Origin of the sequence: Streptosporangium amethystogenes (genome assembly GCF_000721075.1) — a bacterium.
Classification (GTDB): Bacteria; Actinomycetota; Actinomycetes; order Streptosporangiales; family Streptosporangiaceae; genus Streptosporangium; species Streptosporangium amethystogenes.
Window position 1 is genome coordinate 1 of the sequence record NZ_JOEQ01000032.1, and the last position, 16,723, is coordinate 16,723.

Sequence of the window (16,723 nt, forward strand, 5' to 3'; positions counted from 1 at the left end):
GCGGCTTCCTCCAGGTCTGTGTCCGCAGATGCCTGAATCACGGTACTCATCAGGTGTATCTCCTTGATCAGGAGTTACACCGAAAACCGTACAGTCCCGGCCAGCGGCGGACGTCCCGACCGGAAGAGTCATCGAGCGAATGACCGGGCAAGTGGTCCGGTGGCGTTGACGTGCGCATGGTGGGCCTCGCCTTCTGGGCCTTCGGTGCGGTCATCGTGAGCACGTGGTCGGGCAAGGGGGCCGATATCTGTTCGGGGTTGACCTCGCCGAGCAGGAGGACGCGGTGCTCGAAGCGTCCGGTGCGGTGCGGGCGGCCGGCTGTTTCCTTCTCTTTGACCTCGGCGGTCACCACCAGTTCCCGGTCGTCTGTCTCGACGTCGATGCCGGCGGCGAAGCCGTCGTGCACGATGCGTTCGCGGTTCTCCGAAAGGTGCAGCGCTATATCTCGTCACGCTGCTCGATCTTGGCGAAGTTGGACGGGACGTCATTGGGACCTTCAGCTGGGTAGAGAGCATTGATGGGTGATGCTTGCGCTGCCGGTCCCGGGGTGGACGTAGGTGCTCTTCTCCCTGGTTCCGGGGTCGGATCCGAACTGAGTAGGGGTGTTCATGGTGAGTCGGGTGGTGTGGCTGTCGCGATTGTCCCGGTCCGACGTCGGTCTGGTGGGTGGGAAGAACGCCTCGCTAGGCGAGATGATCCAGAATCTGGCCGGGAGCGGGATCCGGGTGCCCGAGGGGTTCGCGACCACGGCGGATGCCTATTGGGAGTTCGTGGCGGAGAACGGCCTGCAGGAGCAGGTGGCCGGGCACATCGCCCGGTTGCACGAGGGCGTCGAACTCGGCGAGGTCGGCCGGGCCATCCGGGATCTCTTCCTCGCCGCCGAACTGCCTGCGGCGCTGGCCCGTGAGATCGGGGATGCGTACCGGGAGCTCGCGTCGTCGGCAGGTCGCAGGGATCAAGAGGTGGCGGTGCGCAGCAGCGCCACCGCGGAGGATCTTCCGGAGGCCAGCTTCGCCGGCCAGCAGGAGACGTTCCTCAACGTCGTGGGCGTCGAAGCGCTCCTGGACGCCTGCCGCAAGTGCTATGCGTCGCTGTTCACCGATCGGGCGATCAGCTATCGAGAGCATCACGGGTTCGACCACTTGGCGGTGGCGTTGTCGGCAGGGGTACAGCGGATGGTCCGCGCGGACCTGGCCGGCGCCGGGGTGATGTTCTCCATCGACACAGAAAGCGGCTTCCCCCGCTCCGTATTGATCAATGCGTCGTGGGGCCTGGGCGAGACGGTGGTCAGCGGCCAGGTGGATCCGGACGAGTACGTGGTGTTCAAGCCGCTCCTGGGCCGCGGCGGGCTGTGCCCCATCGTGTCCCGCAGGAGAGGCGGCAAAGAGCGCAAGGCGATCTACGCGGCGGCCGGCACTCGGATCGTGGACACCTCTGCGGCGGAACGCCTCGGGCAGGTCCTCGATGATGGTGAGATACTCGCGCTGGCCCGCTGGGCCGTACAGATCGAGGATCACTACGGCACCGCTATGGACATGGAGTGGGCCAAGGACGGCCGCACCGGTCAGCTGTTCCTGGTCCAGGCGCGACCTGAGACGGTGCAGACGCGCAGGGAAGCCGCGACGCTGCGGGAGTATCGGCTCACCGACTCCGGTGCGCGGCTCGTCCGCGGGCTGGCGATCGGCGACGCCATCGCCGCGGGCAAGGTGTGCAACCTGCGCGATTCTGGGGAGATCGACCGGTTCGTGACCGGGGCGGTGCTCGTCACCGCGATCACCGACCCGGACTGGGAACCGATCATGAAGAGGGCGGCGGCAATCGTCACCGATCACGGCGGCCGAACGTCGCACGCCGCCATCGTCAGCCGCGAGCTCGGCGTGCCCGCCGTCGTCGGGTGCGGTGAGGCCACCCGCGTTCTCGCCGATGGCCTGCAGGTCACGGTGTCATGCGCGGAGGGGGATGAGGGCGTCGTCTACGAAGGAGCCCTCGCCTTCGAAGAACGCGACGTCGACCTCGGCGACCTCCCGGTGACCCGCACCAAGGTGATGCTGAACCTGGCCAACCCGGCGGCGGCGTTCCGCTGGTGGCGGCTGCCCGCCGACGGCGTCGGGCTGGCCCGCATCGAGTTCATCGTCAACAACCACGTCAAGGTCCATCCAATGGCCTTGCTCCACCCCGACCGGCTCAACGCCTCCACCAGGCAGAAGATCGCCGAACTCACCTGCGGATACGACGACAAGCCAGACTATTTCGTGGACACCCTCGCCCACGGCGTCGCCCGTATCGCGGCCTCGCGCTGGCCTGAACCGGTCGTGGTCAGGATGAGCGATTTCAAGACCAACGAGTACGCCCGCCTCATCGGTGGTGAGCCGTTCGAGCCCGCGGAGGAGAATCCGATGATCGGCTGGCGCGGAGCCAGCCGATACTACAGTTCCGGCTACCGGGACGGCTTCGCCCTGGAGTGCCGTGCCATCCGGCGGGTCCGTAACCAGATGGGACTGACCAATGTCATCGTGATGATCCCGTTCTGCCGCACCCTGGAGGAAGCCGACCACGTCCTCAAGGTGATGGCCGAGGAACACCTCGTGCGCGGCCTGGACGGCCTGGAGGTCTACGTGATGGCGGAGATCCCCGCCAACATCGTGCTGGCGGACGAGTTCTCGGCCCGCTTCGACGGCTTCTCCATCGGCAGCAACGATCTCACCCAGCTCACGCTCGGGGTGGATCGTGACGCCGAATCCCTGGCGCACCTGTTCGATGAGACCAATCCGGCCGTCACCCGGAGCATCCGGCACCTCATCTCCACCGCGCACGCCCACGGGCGCAAGGTCGGGCTCTGCGGGCAGCGGCCCAGCGACGACCCGAACTTCGCCCGCTTCCTCGTGACCGCCGGGATCGACTCGATCTCGGTGACCCCGGACAGTTTCTTCGCGGTCAAGGCCAATGTCGCCGCCGCTGAGCGCGAGAACGCTATCGCTCCATAGCAACGCGACGCAGGCGCCGGATCACGATGTGGCCGATGACCGGCGCCGGGGGGAGCCGAGCCCTCACCTGGCCCTCCGTTAGGGGGTACCACCCGGCACGGGAAATTGGCTCGTAACGCATGGGGGCATCGTGATCGTGGCGGGTGTGGACGGCTCGCGGGCGAGCCTCGTGGCGGTGGCATGGGCGGTACGCGAGGCCGCCATGCGAGGCGTCACGGTCCGTCTCGTGCACGTCATGCCAGGCCTGGATTCATCCGCGGGTGCTTCCTGCGAGCAGGTGCGGCGATGGTTGCGCAAGCATGCCATGGTGGTGGTGACAGACGCCCTGCGGCACGCGCGGCGGGAAGAGGGCGAAGTCGAGGCGGATACGCAGGTGCTGACCGGTGATCCTCGGCTCGGATTGGTCAGGGCTTCCAAGGACGCCGAACTCCTGGTCGTCGGAAGCCACGGGACGGGAGGGTTCTGGGAGCAGTTGGCCGGCTCGGTGGCGCTGGGCGTGCCTGGCCAGGCCAGCTGTCCGGTGGTCGTGGTACGCGCCCCACCCGAGCAGTCGCGCAACGAGGTGGTCGTCGGCGTCGACGGCTCGGCGGGCGGCCGTGCCGCAACGGATTTCGCCTTCGCAGAGGCCGCACTGCGCGGCGCCGAACTGCACGCGGTCCACGCCTGGAGCCCGGTGAGCGATGGCCGGGCGGCGAAGGGCCCCACACGGGAGGCGGGCAGGCGCCTGCTGGCGGAGACGGTCGCGGATTTCCGCACGCGCTATCCAGGGGTCAAGCTGGTGACGCGGTCGATCCGTGGACATCCCGTGGACGTGCTGCTGAGGGCGTCCGCAGGAGCCGGCCTGCTGGTCATGGGATCACGGGGGCGCGGCCCTGTCACCGCGTTCTTCGGATCGGTCAGCCATGCGCTGGTCCAGTACGCCGCGTGCCCGCTGGTCGTGGTCGCCGTGGCTGACGAGGAATGATCGGTGTTTGCGGGTTAGCGGGGTGAGCGTCCACAAGTCCAGGCCGGTCCGCTTGGGGAACGCGGTGGCCCGATAGCGTCTTCATGCCGCCGGAGCGGACCGTGACGTCGACGGGGTTAACACTGGTGCCGTGAACGCGGATGAGCACCAGTCCTGCCCACGGCCGACGCGAATGCGGACGTCGAGGAGGTCCTGCACCAGATGGTCGAGTACAAGATCCGTCGTCTGCCGGTGCTGGAGAACGAGGAACTCATCGGCCTCATCAGTCAAGCCGATCTCGCGGCGAAGCTGCCCGAGGACAAGGTCGGCGAGCTGGTGGAAGCGATCTCGGCAACCTCCCGCTGAGTGCTCCACGCGTCATCGCCGGGCGGGCAGGAGGCGGCCGGCAGCGGCAGACGGAGAATCGCGATTATGGCGGCGTCATCATCGAGATGCCCACCAGTGTAGGCGAGGAGATCGTCGCATACCCGCTCCAGCAGCCCTTGTGGGGCCTCCTGCGTTCAGGAGGCGATCCGATCGGCCATCGGATAGAAGCGCTTCGGTCACGCCATCGGTGTAGAGCAGTAGCAGATCGCCCTCCTCGAACCGGAACGAGCAGCCGGTGTGCCCCTGGTGTTCGCAGAGGCCCCCACCGCCCAGCGGCGGCGGCGGATGCTCGCACTGCAACGGCGTGACCCGGCCGGCGTGCACCAGCAGCGGCGGCGGGTGACCACAGCTCACCATGGTGAGCACCAGCTCATCGACTGCGATGTCCATCGCGGCTGCGGTCACGAAGTGTTCTCTTCGCCCTCGGGGCATTCCTCGGCGAACGGGTACGGGTTGAACCCAACGCTGTCCTCCAGATCAGCAACCAGCTCCGGCAGGGTCAGCCCCCAGCGGGCGGCCTCGCGGAAGGCACCGACGAGCGCGGCGGCGTGACAACCCTCTGACCCGCGGCGCGCCCATGCTCTCGCCGTGGTCGTGGCTGCGGGCAGGCCGGGAGGAGGTCTGAAGACTCAAAGTAGGACGTGCTCGTCCGGGGCGGGGGCGATCGCGTGCCAGCCGAGTTCGTCGCGGATGCGGCTCCGCAGCGTGGCGGCCGCGTCGGGCTCGCCGTGGACGACGTAGGTCGCCTGCGGCGGCTGGCGGGCGGTGTGCAGCCAGGCGATGGTCTCATCGGCGTCGGAGTGCACGGAGAACCCTGGCAGGTTCACGATCTCGGCTCGCACGGGCACGTAGCGGCCGTGGATCTTGAGTGCGGTGGCGCCGTCGACGAGGCTGCGCGAGCGCGTCCCGAGCGCGGCGAAGCCCACGATGAGTACGGTCATGCGCGGGTCAGGCAGCAGGTAGCGCAGGTGGTGTAGGACCCGGCCGCCGCTGGCCATGCCGGAGGCCGAGATGATGATCGACGGCTGGTCCGGCTCGTTGACGCTCATCGACTCCTCGACGGTGCGCAACTCCCGTAGCCAGGGCGGGGCCAGCACGTCCCGGGTGATTCCGGGGCGCAGCTCCGGCGAGCCGGAGGCGATCGCCTCCAGGTACACGTCCCGGGCGGCCAATCCCATGGGGCTGTCCACGTAGACTGGCACTTTGGCGATCATGCCCTTGTGCCGCAGCTCGTGCAGCCGGTAGACGATGACCTCGGTGCGGTCGACGGCGAAGGCGGGAATGAGCACCGAACCGCCGCGGCGCACCGTCCGGTTGACGGCCGTGGCGACTTCCCACAAGGTGCTCGCGTCGTCGTGGCGGCGGTTGCCGTACGTCGACTCGACCAGCAGCGTGTCCGCCCCGTGGAACGGCGCCGGCGGGTTGAGCAGCGGATGGGTCGCACGCCCGAGGTCGCCGGTGTGGACGAGCGTGGCGCCGCCAGGCAGGGTGATCTCGCTCCACGAGGAGCCGAGGATGTGCCCGGCCCGATGCAGGCGCAGCCCGATACCGGGCAGCTCGGCGGGCTGCTCGTGCTCCAGAGGAACGAATAGCTTCAGGGCCTTCTCGACGTCCTTCTCGTCGTAGAGCGGCAGGGCCGGACGATGCGTGGACCAGCCGTAGGCGTTGGCGTGCTCGGCCTGCTCAGCCATGAGCTTGGCGCTGTCGCGTAGCACGATCGCGGCCAGCCGCGCCGTGTCCGGCGTGGTGTGGACCGGCCCGCTGAAGCCCTGCCGCACCAGCGCGGGCAGGTAACCGCAGTGATCCAGGTGCGCGTGGCTGAGCACGATCGCCGACACCGACGAGGCCGGGACCGGGAATGTGGCCCAGTTCCTGCGCTGTAGCTCCCGCTCTCCCTGAAAGAGCCCGCAGTCGAGCAGGACGCGGTTCCCGTCAGGCAGGTCGAGCAGGAATTTGCTGCCCGTCACGGTGCCGACCCCGCCAAGGAAGGTCAGCTCCGGCGATCTCGTGCCGCTCCTGCCGATCGTCATCATTTGCCCCAGGCGAAGGTGTCGTGCCTCCACTCGAGCTCATCGATCACATCAACCACCCCGTCCACGCGGGCGATCATCCGCATGGCGATCGCGGTCTCGCTGCGGCGCTCCATCCAACCGCTCGGCGTCACGTTCCCCTGGCGCACCTCGACCGTGACGCTCGGGGTCTCCATCCACGGCGAGCGCTCCAGCACGTCCTCGCGGATCTCGCTGGCGATGTCGGCAACGGGGCGCACGAACACCTTCAGCAGATCGTGGCGGCTGACGATGCCTTGCAGTGTGTCGTCGTCCGCGACAACGATGAGGCGTTTGACGCCGTGCTCATCCATCAGGCGGGTGGCCATCACGACCGAGGCCGTGGCGGGCACGGTTACGGCGGTCGTGGTCATCACCTCGACGGCAGTGTCCCCGGTGGCCTTGCGTTTGACGTCGGGGCCTTTCTCGGACGGGCGGTGGCGCAGCCGGGCGCGCACCGGCGGCTTGTAGCCCTCGGCGTAGTAGCGCTCGCGAAACTCCTCCTTGCACAGCAGGTCCGCCTCAGACACCACGCCCAGGACGTGGTTCTCGGCGTCGACCACCGGTACGGTGCTGCCGCCGTGAACGATGAGCACCTCGGCGACGTCCTTGAACGGGGTAGTGCCGTTGACCGAGGCAACCTCTGAGGTCATGATCTCCTTGACCGTGGTCCGCACGGTGGCTCCTCCCTTCGAGACTTGCCTGTCCTCACAGCAGCGCGGGACGCGTCCACGCAGGTAAGGCGGAGATCCCGCACGGCGGAGCCGTTCGTCAGAGCTGCCTTATACCGGCCGCCGTTGCAAGCGCTCGGTCATCCGGATGTGGCCGATCGCCGGATCATGGTGAGCCCGTCGTTTCCGGTCGTGGAGAGCCCAGCTCACCCTCCGGCCGCCGATTTGCGGTAGTGGCCGGTCCCCTCCCTGCCAGGCAGCGGATCCAGATGTCGATGCGCGCCCCCGCGCGGGGAGGCAATGCTGTGGCTCGGGTGTCGAGCGCGGAGCAGTGAGTGGTCGGCGCGGCCGGTCCGCATGGCAAGTGCGCAGCCGACAGCCCCGCCTTCGGCCGGGTCGGCTGCACTGTGCAACCGCAGGGCGCAACCCGGCCGTCCGCGCCTTCCGACCGCTCCGATAAGGGGTGCCGCTCAGGCAGGCGCATAGGTGAGGCAGTCCGCGGCGTTCTCCACATAACCGACCGTGATGCCGGGAGCCTGGCATTCGAACTGGACGTTGTGCTGGCAGTCGGACATCTTGCAGGCGCCGACGTGGCCTACGGCTAGGGGTCGCCTCCCTTGGCCGGAGCCTTGAAGTAGGTGTCGCAGTGGGCATGACGGACGTCACCTACGGTGATGGCCAGTGCGTGACAGCTGCGGTCGGTGTTGTACGCACACGCATCCACTTCGCATGCGTTGACAACAGGCATCTCCGTCGAAATCCCTCCGGAACGTGACATGAGGCCGAGGCCGATGAGCGGCTCCCCAGGACCGCTCGGTGATGCTGCCCCGGCTTTCAGGAGCCACTCTGCGTTGCCATGAAGCGGGGTGAAAGCTTGGCATTGCGATGGTCGGGTAGTTCCCGCGGCTTGGCGATCGACCATCAGGTGAGCGGGATGTGGGCTTGGCCGATGATGGGGCCGGAAGACGCGGACGCGCCCGGCCTGGCAGGCATGGTCGGCCATCCGTGTCGGCGGTCGGGCGGCGAAGCTGTCCCCGTTCGGCTCCTCGCCCGCCTTCCTCACCGTGCAGCGCGTTGGCCAGCCGCACCTGGTAGCGCCGCTCTCCCCGGCGCTCGGCTTCGGCGTCATGCTCGGCCTGGTCACCCTCGCCGGTGTAAACGCCGAGCGTCATCAGCGCGGTCACCAACTGGTGCACCGAGGCAGGCTGTTCGGAGCGAGGCGCGGCGGTCATGGCGCTCACCGCAGTCCGTGCGCGGCCGCGGTACGGGCATAACCGGCCAACTCGGCCAGGCCGAGGCCCGAGCCCATGAGCGTCATCACCGATGCCCACAGGTCCGCGGGAAGCGGGAGCTCAGGCCGGGCCGGCGGGGAACAGCACGCGCGGCTCCAGATCCAAGCGCGTGATCGGTGCCTGGTCCGGCGGCGTCAAGTTGATCACCCAGTTACCGAACCGGCGCACCGTGTGCGTGATGTACGGCGAGATCGTGGCCAGGTCGTCGACGTCGACCGGCTCCCCCTCGCCGGCCAACTGATTGGCCGCGTCCGTGATATCGCAGGCGGTCGAGTAAATCACGCAGTTCGCGATCAGCTCGTTAAACTTGATCACCTTCTGCAGCGAGGCGGTGGTCCAGCGCAGCGGGGAGACTGGGTCGCCGACCTCCCGCGGCTTGATTAAAGCCTCGAGCGCCGGCACCGGCCAGGGTCATGCTCAGTGGCCGGCCTGCGTCCACCGCCAGGACGACGCACCCGTCCCAGCACCGCCGCACCGCCCGCGAGCTCGACGCGTCCCCGCGCGATCGTCGACTGCGACACCTCCGCCAACCGGGCCACCACCGCGATCCCGCCATGCCCCAGAGAATCGGCCTCCGACGCCAGATACAGGCGCCGCTGCCGCTCATCCAGGTGCGGCAGCAACGCCGAGAACTTCACATCGAGCGCCGCCAGAGCCGTCTCCGAAATCCCCACGGACGCCCAGATATCACGCCACACACCGACGTCGCTCTAAAACCGTCAGTAATTTCCTTACGGCTCCTCACCAGTTGGTCTCTCCCGCGAAATATTTGGCCGCCCGGCGCAGGATGTCGCGCTCCATCTCCAGCTCCCGGATGCGGGCCTTGAGCTGCTTATTCTCCTCTTCCAGCACGTCGTCGGACGATAGCGCGCCACGCGCCGGCCTCCTCACCGGGCCCCGCTCCTTCGCGCCCGCAGTGCCGTCCGCCTGCGCCTGACGCACCCAGTTACGCAGCGTCTCCCGGCTGATCCCCAGGTCCTCAGCCACCGAGGCCAGCGTCCGTCCCGGATCGGACAGGTACAACGCGACGGCATCCGCCTTGAACTCCGGCGGATACGACTTCATCGCCACGTGGAACTCCTTGTCTCCGGATTTCCATCATCCGGTATTCAAGGTGTCCACACCTCGGGGGCAGGGCCCCTGGTCCTCAGCGACGCCGAGCGGGAGCAGTTGGTGCGCTGGGCCAGGCGGGCGAAGACCGCGCAGTACCTCGCCCTGCGGGCCAGGATCGTGCTGCGCTGCGCGGAGGGCGGGACCAACCGGCAGGCCGCGATGGACCTGGGCATCGACGAGTCGACGGTGGAGCGCCGGCGGGCCCGGTTCATCGCCAAGCGTCTCGATGGTCTGCAGGACGAGCCGCGGCCCGGCCGGCGGCCGTCGATCCTTCTCGACCAGGTCGAAGACGTCATCGTCGCGACGCTGGAGTCCACACCGGGCAGCGACACGCACTGGTCGCGGGCCTCGATGGCCGCCCGCACCGGGCTGTCGAAGTCGACCATCGGGCGGATCTGGAAGAAGTTCGACCTCAAGCCCCACCTGCAGGACGGCTTCAAGCTGTCCACCGACCCGCAGTTCGTCGACAAGGTCGTCGATGTCGTCGGCCTGTACCACAACCCTCCCGAGCGGGCGGTTGTGCTCTGCGTCGACGAGAAGAGCCAGATCCAGGCGCTGGACCGCTCCCAGCCGGTGCTGCCGATGATGCCGGGCATGCCTGAGCGCCGTACCCACGACTACCTGCGGCACGGCATCACCAGCCTGTTCGCCGCCTTCAACATCGCCGACGGCGCCGTCATCGGCGAACTCCACCGCCGCCACCGGGCCATCGAGTTCAGGAAGTTCCTGGTCACGATAGACAAGGCCGTGCCCCGCGAGCTCGACGTGCACCTGGTGTGCGACAACTACGCCACCCACAACACCGCCGAGATCAAAGCGTGGCTGGCCAGGCACCCACGCTTTCACGTTCACTTCACCCCGACCGGCTCCTCCTGGATCAACCAGGTCGAGCGCTGGTTCAGCCTGCTGACCGACAAGCTCATCCGCCGCGGCGTCCATACCTCCGTCAAAGCCTTGGAAGACGACATCAAGGCCTGGATCGACACCTGGAACGAGGGCCCGAAACCCTTCACCTGGACCAAGACCGCTGATGAGATCCTCAACTCCCTGGCCGACTACCTCGCCAGGATCACTCCGCCAGCCACCGAAAACAAGCAAACAAATTAGACCCGCTATTTCAGGCGCAGGACACTAGCCGCGGCTACTCGCCCGTCTCACCGTCCACGGCCTCCCGGAGGAGGTCGGCGTGGCCGTTGTGGCGGGCGTACTCCTCGATCATGTGGACCAGGATCCACCGCAGGGACGGGGTCTCGCCGCCTGACCAGGACCGCTTGGCCAGGCGGCCGGGGTCACCCTCTTCGAGGGCACGGGCGACCGCCTCGCGTGAGCGGTCGACGGACTTCTGCCAGAGAGCGAACAGCTCCTCGGGGGAGTCGTCGGCGGCGGAGTTCCACTCCCAGTCCTCGTCGGCCTTCCAGTCCACCGTGTCCCACGGCGCGGGCCGCTCCTCGCCGCTCAACCAGCGGGTGAACCAGTCGTCCTCGACGTAGGCCAGATGCTTGAGCAGCCCACCCAGCGTCATCGTCGAGACGCCGACCCTGGCCGTGAGCCCGGCGTTGTCGAGACCCCGGCACTTCCAGGCCAGGGTCGCACGCTGATAGTCGAGGAAGCCTAGAAGGGTTGCCGTCTCGTCGCCCGCGAGAGGCGGTTCGGGCCGACCGTGCTCGTCCACATCAGTCATGACCGGCAAGCATAGCAACTGTGATCACGGATGGTCAGGGACCAGCAGCCCCCTGTTCTGGGTACGTGACATCCGATCTGACCGTGATCAGACGCAGCTCGGCGGTGTAGAGCTCGCCGTCGGCGTCCGGCAGCCAGAGGTGCTCCACGTCCGGCAACATCTCGGTGAGGGTGATCTCGCCATCCTCCGACTCCGCGGTGCGGCGGATCAGCTTGGCCAGCAGGTTCACCATCGGCAGGCTGCGGAAGTCCACCGCCAGCGGCTTCTTCTCGCTCGGCACCCGGACGAAGCCGCGTTCGGGCAGGCCGTGCCGGAGCCGCCAGAGGCGGGCGGCGGCGTACCGCGAGCTCTCGTCCTTCAGCGCGGCCCAGGCGGGCTCGGCGGCCGGGAAGGTCCAGGCCTCGCGGCTCATGACCAGCCGGTCGATGGTGACGCGCGGCCGGTGCGGGGCTCGGCCGAGCGGGCGGAAGGAGTTGACCGTCAGCGCGGTGAGCAGGTCTCCGGCGGCCTCCAGGAAGGGGTGGGTCCTGCTCTCCTGGCGATGCCGGACCACGAGGTCCTCGCCTTCCCGCGTCACGAACAGGTCCACGATGGAGTGCAGGGTCACGCCTAGCGGAGGGTCGGCCGACTCGACTCCGATGCTCAGGTAGGCGTTGCTCGGCAGCATGAGTTCCGGGGCCCGGGACATGCGGGAGGTGGTCAGCGGCGAGTCGGCCCGAGGGACGATCAGGAGCCGGCCGTCCGGATGGGTGGCGGCCATCGCCTCGCGCAACCGGCCGGGATCGGGGTGCTGACTGACGAAGCTCCTGTTCTCGATGGTGTTGGCCGCGCAGTGCAGCTCGCCGAGCACGTAGCCGGCCTCGCCTCGGGCCAGGGCCTCGGCGTCAGGAGCGATCAGCATCAGGTCAGGGGAGAACCAGCGGGCTCCGCTCCACCGCGGCGGCCCCGCCGGGAACTCGAGAGCGACCTGATCGGCGATGTCGGCGGCCGAGATCTGGTGCTCTCGGGCCTGGGGCTCGCAGATCTCGGCCGAAGGCAGGCCGAGGATCCTGGCCCACTTCTCCTGGAACTCCGCCACCACCTCGTGGACGATCTCCGACTCCGGGCTGAGCGTGAGCTGCCCGAGCTCCGGCATGAGCGTGGTCAGGAGCTGGAGCAGCGGCAACTCCTCGCGGCCGGTCCTGGCGCTCTCCCGGTCGAAGGTCTGGCGGGCCAGCACGGCATAGCGGTCGCCGACCGTGTTGACCAGCCAGGACGCGCTGTCGAGCAGGAGCCCGAGCGGCGCGGCCAGGGTGGCGATCGCCTGGTCGCCGATCCGGGCCTGGGCCGAGCGGACGGTGTCCTGGTAGACCAGGGTACGGCCAGCGTACAGGCCACCCGAGCGGCGGCCGGCCTCGCGGCCGGTGAGCCGTTCGAAGGTGTCGGCCAGCTCCTGCTGGGCCTTCATCAGCAGCTCGGCGTCGCCGGCGGCGGCCACGCCGTCCCGTGCCGCGACCAGCTCCTCCAGCGGCAGCCGGGCCAGATCGCGGACCGACGGGTCGGCGATCGCCTCGATCCTGGCCGCCAGCGTCCGCTCCGGCCAGGTCTCCAGCGGGCCGGACAGGTCGATGCGGATGGCGCCGACCTCGCGCAGCCGCAACAGGGCCGCCACCGTAGCCGGGACCGGCGGGTCGCCGACGATCTCCCGCACGGTCCGCCGGCCGTCGCACCGGGCCAGGACCCTCAGCTCGGCGATCGTCAGCGTCACCGGCCGGTCGAAGGGCCGGCGCAGCAGCCCGCCGGTGAGCGAGGCCGACCGCGCGCGCCGGGGCCGCAGCCAGGGCCACACCTCCGGCCGGCCGGCGAGCGTGTCGGCCAGCGTGCCGATCGCCCAGTCCTCGAAGTAGGTGGTCCGGCTGGACAGGAAGCCCGTGCCGGGATCCACGACGATCCCGATCTCCTCCGGCACCACGCGGGCCCAGCCGAACGGGCCGAAGAAGCCGACCGTGTCGTTCTTGAGGCAGTAGCGCTGCAGGTAGGTCGCTATGGTCAGTTCGTGGCGGCGGCCGCTGCGGTTGGCACGCGACTCACCCGCCGCCGCCTTGTCCAGCGTGAAGCGGACCACCTGCGGGCTCTGCCAGGCCACCGCCTCGCGGAACTTGCCGTCCGCCGCGATCCGGCCGATCGCGGCGTTGAGCCGCTCGGAGGCGGCGGCGTAGGCCTCCGGATAGCCGGATCCGGAGTCCGCCGCAGCGGCGAGCTCCTCGTCGCAGATCTCCAGGAACCTCCTGGCCGGGAATCCGGCGCCGCGCAGCGCGACGTCCCGCCAGGCGGACCAGCCGGTACGGCCCAGCGGCGCGAGATGGCCGGCCATCAGTTGTCGATCTCATCCAGGAGAGCGGCGAACTCCGCTCCGCCGAACCGCTCACCCTGAGCCTGGAGGATCAGCTGCGCCAGCCCCTCCACGGTCGGGGCCTCGAAGACCTGCCGGAGGGAGATCTCGATCACGAAGGACTCCCTGATCCTGGCGGTGAGCTGGGTGGCCAGCAGGGAGAAGCCGTTCAGCTCGAAGAAGGTGTCGTGGACGCCGACCCGCTCGGCCTGGAGCAGCTCCTCGAAGATCTCGGTCAGGCGGAGCTCGATCGGCGTGCGAGGAGCCACATAGGTGTCGGCGAGGGAGAGGTCGGACTCGGGCAGCGGAAGCACCGCGAGGTCGTAGCCGCCGTCCGGAGCCAGCTCCAGGCTCTCCTGGAGGAGCAGGTGGCCGGGGATCAGGCGGTCGGGCAGCCGGTTGCGCAGATGCTGCGCGATTTTGACCGTGCCCTCCTCGGGGTCGGGCCCGACCAGGTAGGCGACCAGCGCGAGATCACCTTCCGCCATGACCTGCTCGGTGACCAGCGCGTCGCGGATCTCCGGGAGCTCGCGCAGGATGGCCACGACGTCCCTCAGGTCGTCCCCGGGGTTCTCGCCGGCCCTGGCGACGAACTTCAGCGTGCCGTCGGTCCAGCGCCGGGCCAGGTCGCCGGTGTGGTCGCTGCCCACGCACAGCTCGGCCACCTCGCCGGTGGCCGCGTGCCGGTCGCCGGGGTGGCTCAGCCGTACGGCGGGGCCGTTCCCGAGCGGCACGACCGTCGGCGCGGACTCCTGGCTCCAGTCCGCCGGGACCGGGTAGGCGGCGGCGGGCCGGCCGTCGCGGCCGAGGCGGTGGACGCCGACGGCCCGGCAGTCCGGGGCCAGGTTGCGCAGCGTGGTGATGTCGCAGGCCAGCAGGTCGCCGGAGTTCTCGATGAAGGCGTGGCGCAGAGCGGGCAGGTGGCCGCCGGCCAGGGATCGCAGGATCGGCGGCGTCAGGTAGACGACGGTAATCTCCTCGGCGCGCAGCCAGTCGAGGAGGTGTTCGCCTTCCTCCCGCAGGACCAGGGTCCCGCCGGCGGCCAGCGCGCTGGAGATCGCCGAGGTCACGTGCCCGGACAGGCCGGACAGTACGGCGAAGCGGTCGTCGGCGGTGAAGTCGGCTTGCGGAGCCGCAGGTCCGGGCAGCGCCAAGGGCAGATCGGCGTGTGGAGCCGCCGGTCCGGGCGGCGACGAGGGCGGATCGGCTTCCGCGTCGTCGGGTCCGACGAAGGGGCTGAGGTCGAGGACGGCGGCCGATGCGCCGGCTGCCGGGCTCACGTCCGCCACCACGTCCACTCCGAGAAGGTGGACGGGCACTGACCCGCTGTCCTCGATCACCGAGTAGGGCACCTCGGCCGCCACGCAACCCAGCACCGCGGCCACGAACCCGGCCGACTCCCGGCGCACCACGCCGTAGTGGGCCCGGTCCCGGCCGGCCAGCGTCTTGGCGACCCGGCCGCTGGCCTGGGCCAGCCACCGGTGGCTCCACTCCCCTTGGCCGTCGCGGACCGTACTGCCCGGCAGTCCCGGACGGTGCTCCGCCTCTCCTGACGGGAACTCCTCATGAGCGTCGGGCAGCGGGTAGTCCAGGATCTTCCGCTCCGGATCGGCGACCGCCGTCTCCAGCAGGGCCTGGAGATGCGTGAGGAAGGTCCGCATCATCTCCGGGTCGTAGCGGTCGGCGTTGAAGTCGAGGAAGATCTGGAGCGCTTCGTCGATCTCCTGCGCGGTCATGGTGAGGTCGAACTTGCTGGGCAGCGTGATCGCCTCCAGCGGCTTGACCTCGATCCCGCCGATCCGCTCCGGCTCCGGGCTGTCGATCATGTTGAGCAGCACCTGGAAGAGCGGAGAGCGACGAGGGTCGCGCGGGACCTGGAGTTCCTTGACGATGACGTCGAAAGGAGCGTCGGCGTGGGCCAGGCCGTCCAGCGTGACCTGCCTGGAGCGGCCGAGTAGCTCGGCGAAGCTCGGCTCGCCGGAGAGGTCGGCCCGGAAGGGCAGGGTGTTGACGAAGAAGCCGATCAGCCCGTCGGTGCCCTCGGCGGCGCGTCCGGCCACCGGCACGCCGATCACCATGTCCTGCTGGCCGCACCAGCGGGACAGGACGGCGGTCACGCCGGCCATCATCGTCATGAACATGGTCACGCCGTGCCGGCGGCACAGCTCGTGCATCGCCGAGGTCAGCGAGGTCGGCAGGGCGAGTTCGAGGTGGTGGCCGGGAGACTGGCGCAGCGGGGTCAGGCTCTGCCTGGTGGGCAGCGCGAGCGGCGGCGGCGGGTCGGTCAGCCGCTGGCTCCAGTAGCCGACCTCTCGCCGCAGCGCGTCCCCGGTCAGGGTCTCGCGCTGCCAGACCGCGTAGTCGCGGTACTGGATCGGCAGCTCGGCCAGTCCGGCGCGTTCCACGTCACCCCCGGCCTCGTAGAGGGCCGACAGCTCGCGGACCATGAGGCCGACCGACCAGGCGTCGGAGACGCTGTGGTGCATGGTGACCGACAGCAGGTGCTCGTTCTCGTCCAGGCGGAGCAACGCGCAGCGGAAGAGCGGCCCGGCGGCCAGGTCGAACGGGGTGGCGGCCTGCAGATCGGCCAGTAATCGAGCGGCCTCGCGCGGATCGGCCGGCCCGCTGGTGAGGTCGGTGAAGTCGAGGGCCCAGTCGTCGGGAAGCTCGTCCACGACCTGTGTCGGCCGGTCGTTCACCACCGGGAAGCGGCTGCGCAGCGTCTCGTGGCGCTGGAGGATCGCGCGGATGCTCGCCTCCATCGCGGCCAGGTCGAGCGGGCCGGTCAGCAGCCGCCGGCCGTGCACGTTGTAGGCCGCGCCGGGCCGTACCTGGTCCTCCAGCCACAGGCGCTCCTGCTCGTAGGAGAGCACCGGCTCGGCGTCGGCCGGCCGACGGCCGACGGCACGCGTACCGGGCACCGGCCGGGCGCCGGCGACCACCGCGGCGACCGTTGGTGAGGCGTAGAACTCCTTGATCGGGATCTGCAGGCCCACCTTCTTGCGGATGCGGGCCACGACCTTGGGGACGAGCAGCGAATGACCGCCCAGCTCGAAGAAGTCATCGAAGATCCCGAGATCCGGGCAGCCCAGGGCCTCGCGCCAGATGGCGGCGACGGCCTCCTCGTCGGATGTACGGGGAGCGTGTGCCATAGCCACAGGGTAGGCAGGCCGTACCGGCAGGGCGATGCCCCACTTCATGTGACATCTCAGCGCGCAAGCCGCTGGGTACCT

Annotated in this window: 14 protein-coding genes and 2 pseudogenes; 5 read left to right on the forward strand and 11 right to left on the reverse strand. The window is 69.3% G+C overall.

Annotated features, from left to right (window positions below):
- Positions 1 to 67 precede the first annotated feature (67 nt).
- A complete protein-coding gene (locus IG98_RS47625) occupies positions 68 to 406 on the reverse strand; it encodes an Hsp20/alpha crystallin family protein (protein ID WP_051753312.1) in 339 nt (112 codons plus the stop codon).
- 202 nt (positions 407 to 608) lie between these two features.
- Between IG98_RS47625 and ppsA the strand changes: the two genes are divergently transcribed.
- The 3 genes from ppsA to IG98_RS49345 all read left to right on the forward strand — a co-directional run bounded on the left by ppsA (position 609) and on the right by IG98_RS49345 (position 4,293).
- Positions 609 to 2,984 carry a phosphoenolpyruvate synthase gene (gene ppsA / locus IG98_RS0134100; RefSeq protein ID WP_030921889.1) on the forward strand — a complete coding sequence of 792 codons (2,376 nt, stop codon included), beginning with the start codon at positions 609 to 611 and terminating at the stop codon, positions 2,982 to 2,984.
- A 130-nt stretch (positions 2,985 to 3,114) separates the two neighbouring features.
- Positions 3,115 to 3,948, forward strand: coding sequence for a universal stress protein (locus IG98_RS0134105; protein WP_030921891.1), 834 nt, complete (start codon positions 3,115 to 3,117; stop codon positions 3,946 to 3,948).
- Positions 3,949 to 4,101: 153 nt separating this feature from the next.
- Positions 4,102 to 4,293 (forward strand): CBS domain-containing protein, encoded by a 192-nt coding sequence (locus IG98_RS49345; RefSeq protein ID WP_281178567.1) that lies wholly within the window; start codon positions 4,102 to 4,104, stop codon positions 4,291 to 4,293.
- Between the two features lie 78 nt (positions 4,294 to 4,371).
- Here the strand turns inward: IG98_RS49345 and IG98_RS54965 are convergent, their stop codons facing one another.
- The 4 genes from IG98_RS54965 to IG98_RS54665 form a co-directional block, all read right to left on the reverse strand.
- Positions 4,372 to 4,746 carry a SpoIIE family protein phosphatase gene (locus IG98_RS54965; protein WP_084195849.1) on the reverse strand — a complete coding sequence of 125 codons (375 nt, stop codon included), beginning with the start codon at positions 4,744 to 4,746 and terminating at the stop codon, positions 4,372 to 4,374.
- Between the two features lie 197 nt (positions 4,747 to 4,943).
- Positions 4,944 to 6,347 (reverse strand): MBL fold metallo-hydrolase RNA specificity domain-containing protein, encoded by a 1,404-nt coding sequence (locus IG98_RS0134115; RefSeq protein WP_211264250.1) that lies wholly within the window; start codon positions 6,345 to 6,347, stop codon positions 4,944 to 4,946.
- Positions 6,344 to 7,039: a CBS domain-containing protein gene (locus tag IG98_RS0134120; protein ID WP_030921898.1), complete on the reverse strand. Its 696-nt coding sequence runs from the start codon at positions 7,037 to 7,039 to the stop codon at positions 6,344 to 6,346. Before IG98_RS0134120 ends, IG98_RS0134115 begins: the two co-directional genes overlap by 4 nt.
- A 595-nt stretch (positions 7,040 to 7,634) precedes the next feature.
- Entirely contained in the window at positions 7,635 to 8,162 is a 528-nt protein-coding gene (locus IG98_RS54665; protein WP_342666872.1) for a DUF1540 domain-containing protein, read from the reverse strand.
- Here IG98_RS54665 and IG98_RS51155 point away from each other — a divergent pair.
- Entirely contained in the window at positions 8,098 to 8,307 is a 210-nt protein-coding gene (locus IG98_RS51155) for a hypothetical protein (protein WP_157594682.1), read from the forward strand. The genes IG98_RS54665 and IG98_RS51155 overlap by 65 nt on opposite strands.
- A gap of 78 nt (positions 8,308 to 8,385) precedes the next feature.
- On the opposite strand, the gene IG98_RS53775 is transcribed toward IG98_RS51155, so the two are convergent.
- The 3 genes and pseudogenes from IG98_RS53775 to IG98_RS0134140 form a co-directional block, all read right to left on the reverse strand.
- Entirely contained in the window at positions 8,386 to 8,640 is a 255-nt protein-coding gene (locus IG98_RS53775; protein ID WP_342666873.1) for a Tn3 family transposase, read from the reverse strand.
- Between the two features lie 3 nt (positions 8,641 to 8,643).
- Positions 8,644 to 8,999 (reverse strand): annotated as a pseudogene (locus IG98_RS45645) (ISAzo13 family transposase); the annotation flags it as partial.
- A 94-nt stretch (positions 9,000 to 9,093) separates the two neighbouring features.
- Positions 9,094 to 9,396: pseudogene (locus IG98_RS0134140) on the reverse strand (transposase); the annotation flags it as partial.
- 36 nt (positions 9,397 to 9,432) lie between these two features.
- Here IG98_RS0134140 and IG98_RS0134145 point away from each other — a divergent pair.
- The gene (locus IG98_RS0134145) at positions 9,433 to 10,545 is read left to right on the forward strand and encodes an IS630 family transposase (RefSeq protein ID WP_037971991.1); all 1,113 of its coding nucleotides are present in this window, start codon (positions 9,433 to 9,435) and stop codon (positions 10,543 to 10,545) included.
- Positions 10,546 to 10,579: 34 nt separating this feature from the next.
- Here IG98_RS0134145 and IG98_RS0134150 read toward each other — a convergent pair whose 3' ends face one another.
- Genes IG98_RS0134150 through IG98_RS51160 form a run of 3 tightly spaced genes read right to left on the reverse strand, consistent with a single transcriptional unit; the run spans position 10,580 to position 16,642 of the window.
- Positions 10,580 to 11,119: a DinB family protein gene (locus tag IG98_RS0134150; protein ID WP_030921910.1), complete on the reverse strand. Its 540-nt coding sequence runs from the start codon at positions 11,117 to 11,119 to the stop codon at positions 10,580 to 10,582.
- 34 nt (positions 11,120 to 11,153) lie between these two features.
- Complete coding sequence (locus IG98_RS0134155) at positions 11,154 to 13,472, reverse strand: lantibiotic dehydratase (RefSeq protein ID WP_030921913.1); 2,319 nt, start codon at positions 13,470 to 13,472, stop codon at positions 11,154 to 11,156.
- On the reverse strand, positions 13,472 to 16,642 hold the full coding sequence (locus IG98_RS51160) for a condensation domain-containing protein (protein ID WP_169750234.1): 3,171 nt from the start codon (positions 16,640 to 16,642) through the stop codon (positions 13,472 to 13,474). Before IG98_RS51160 ends, IG98_RS0134155 begins: the two co-directional genes overlap by 1 nt.
- Positions 16,643 to 16,723 lie beyond the last annotated feature (81 nt).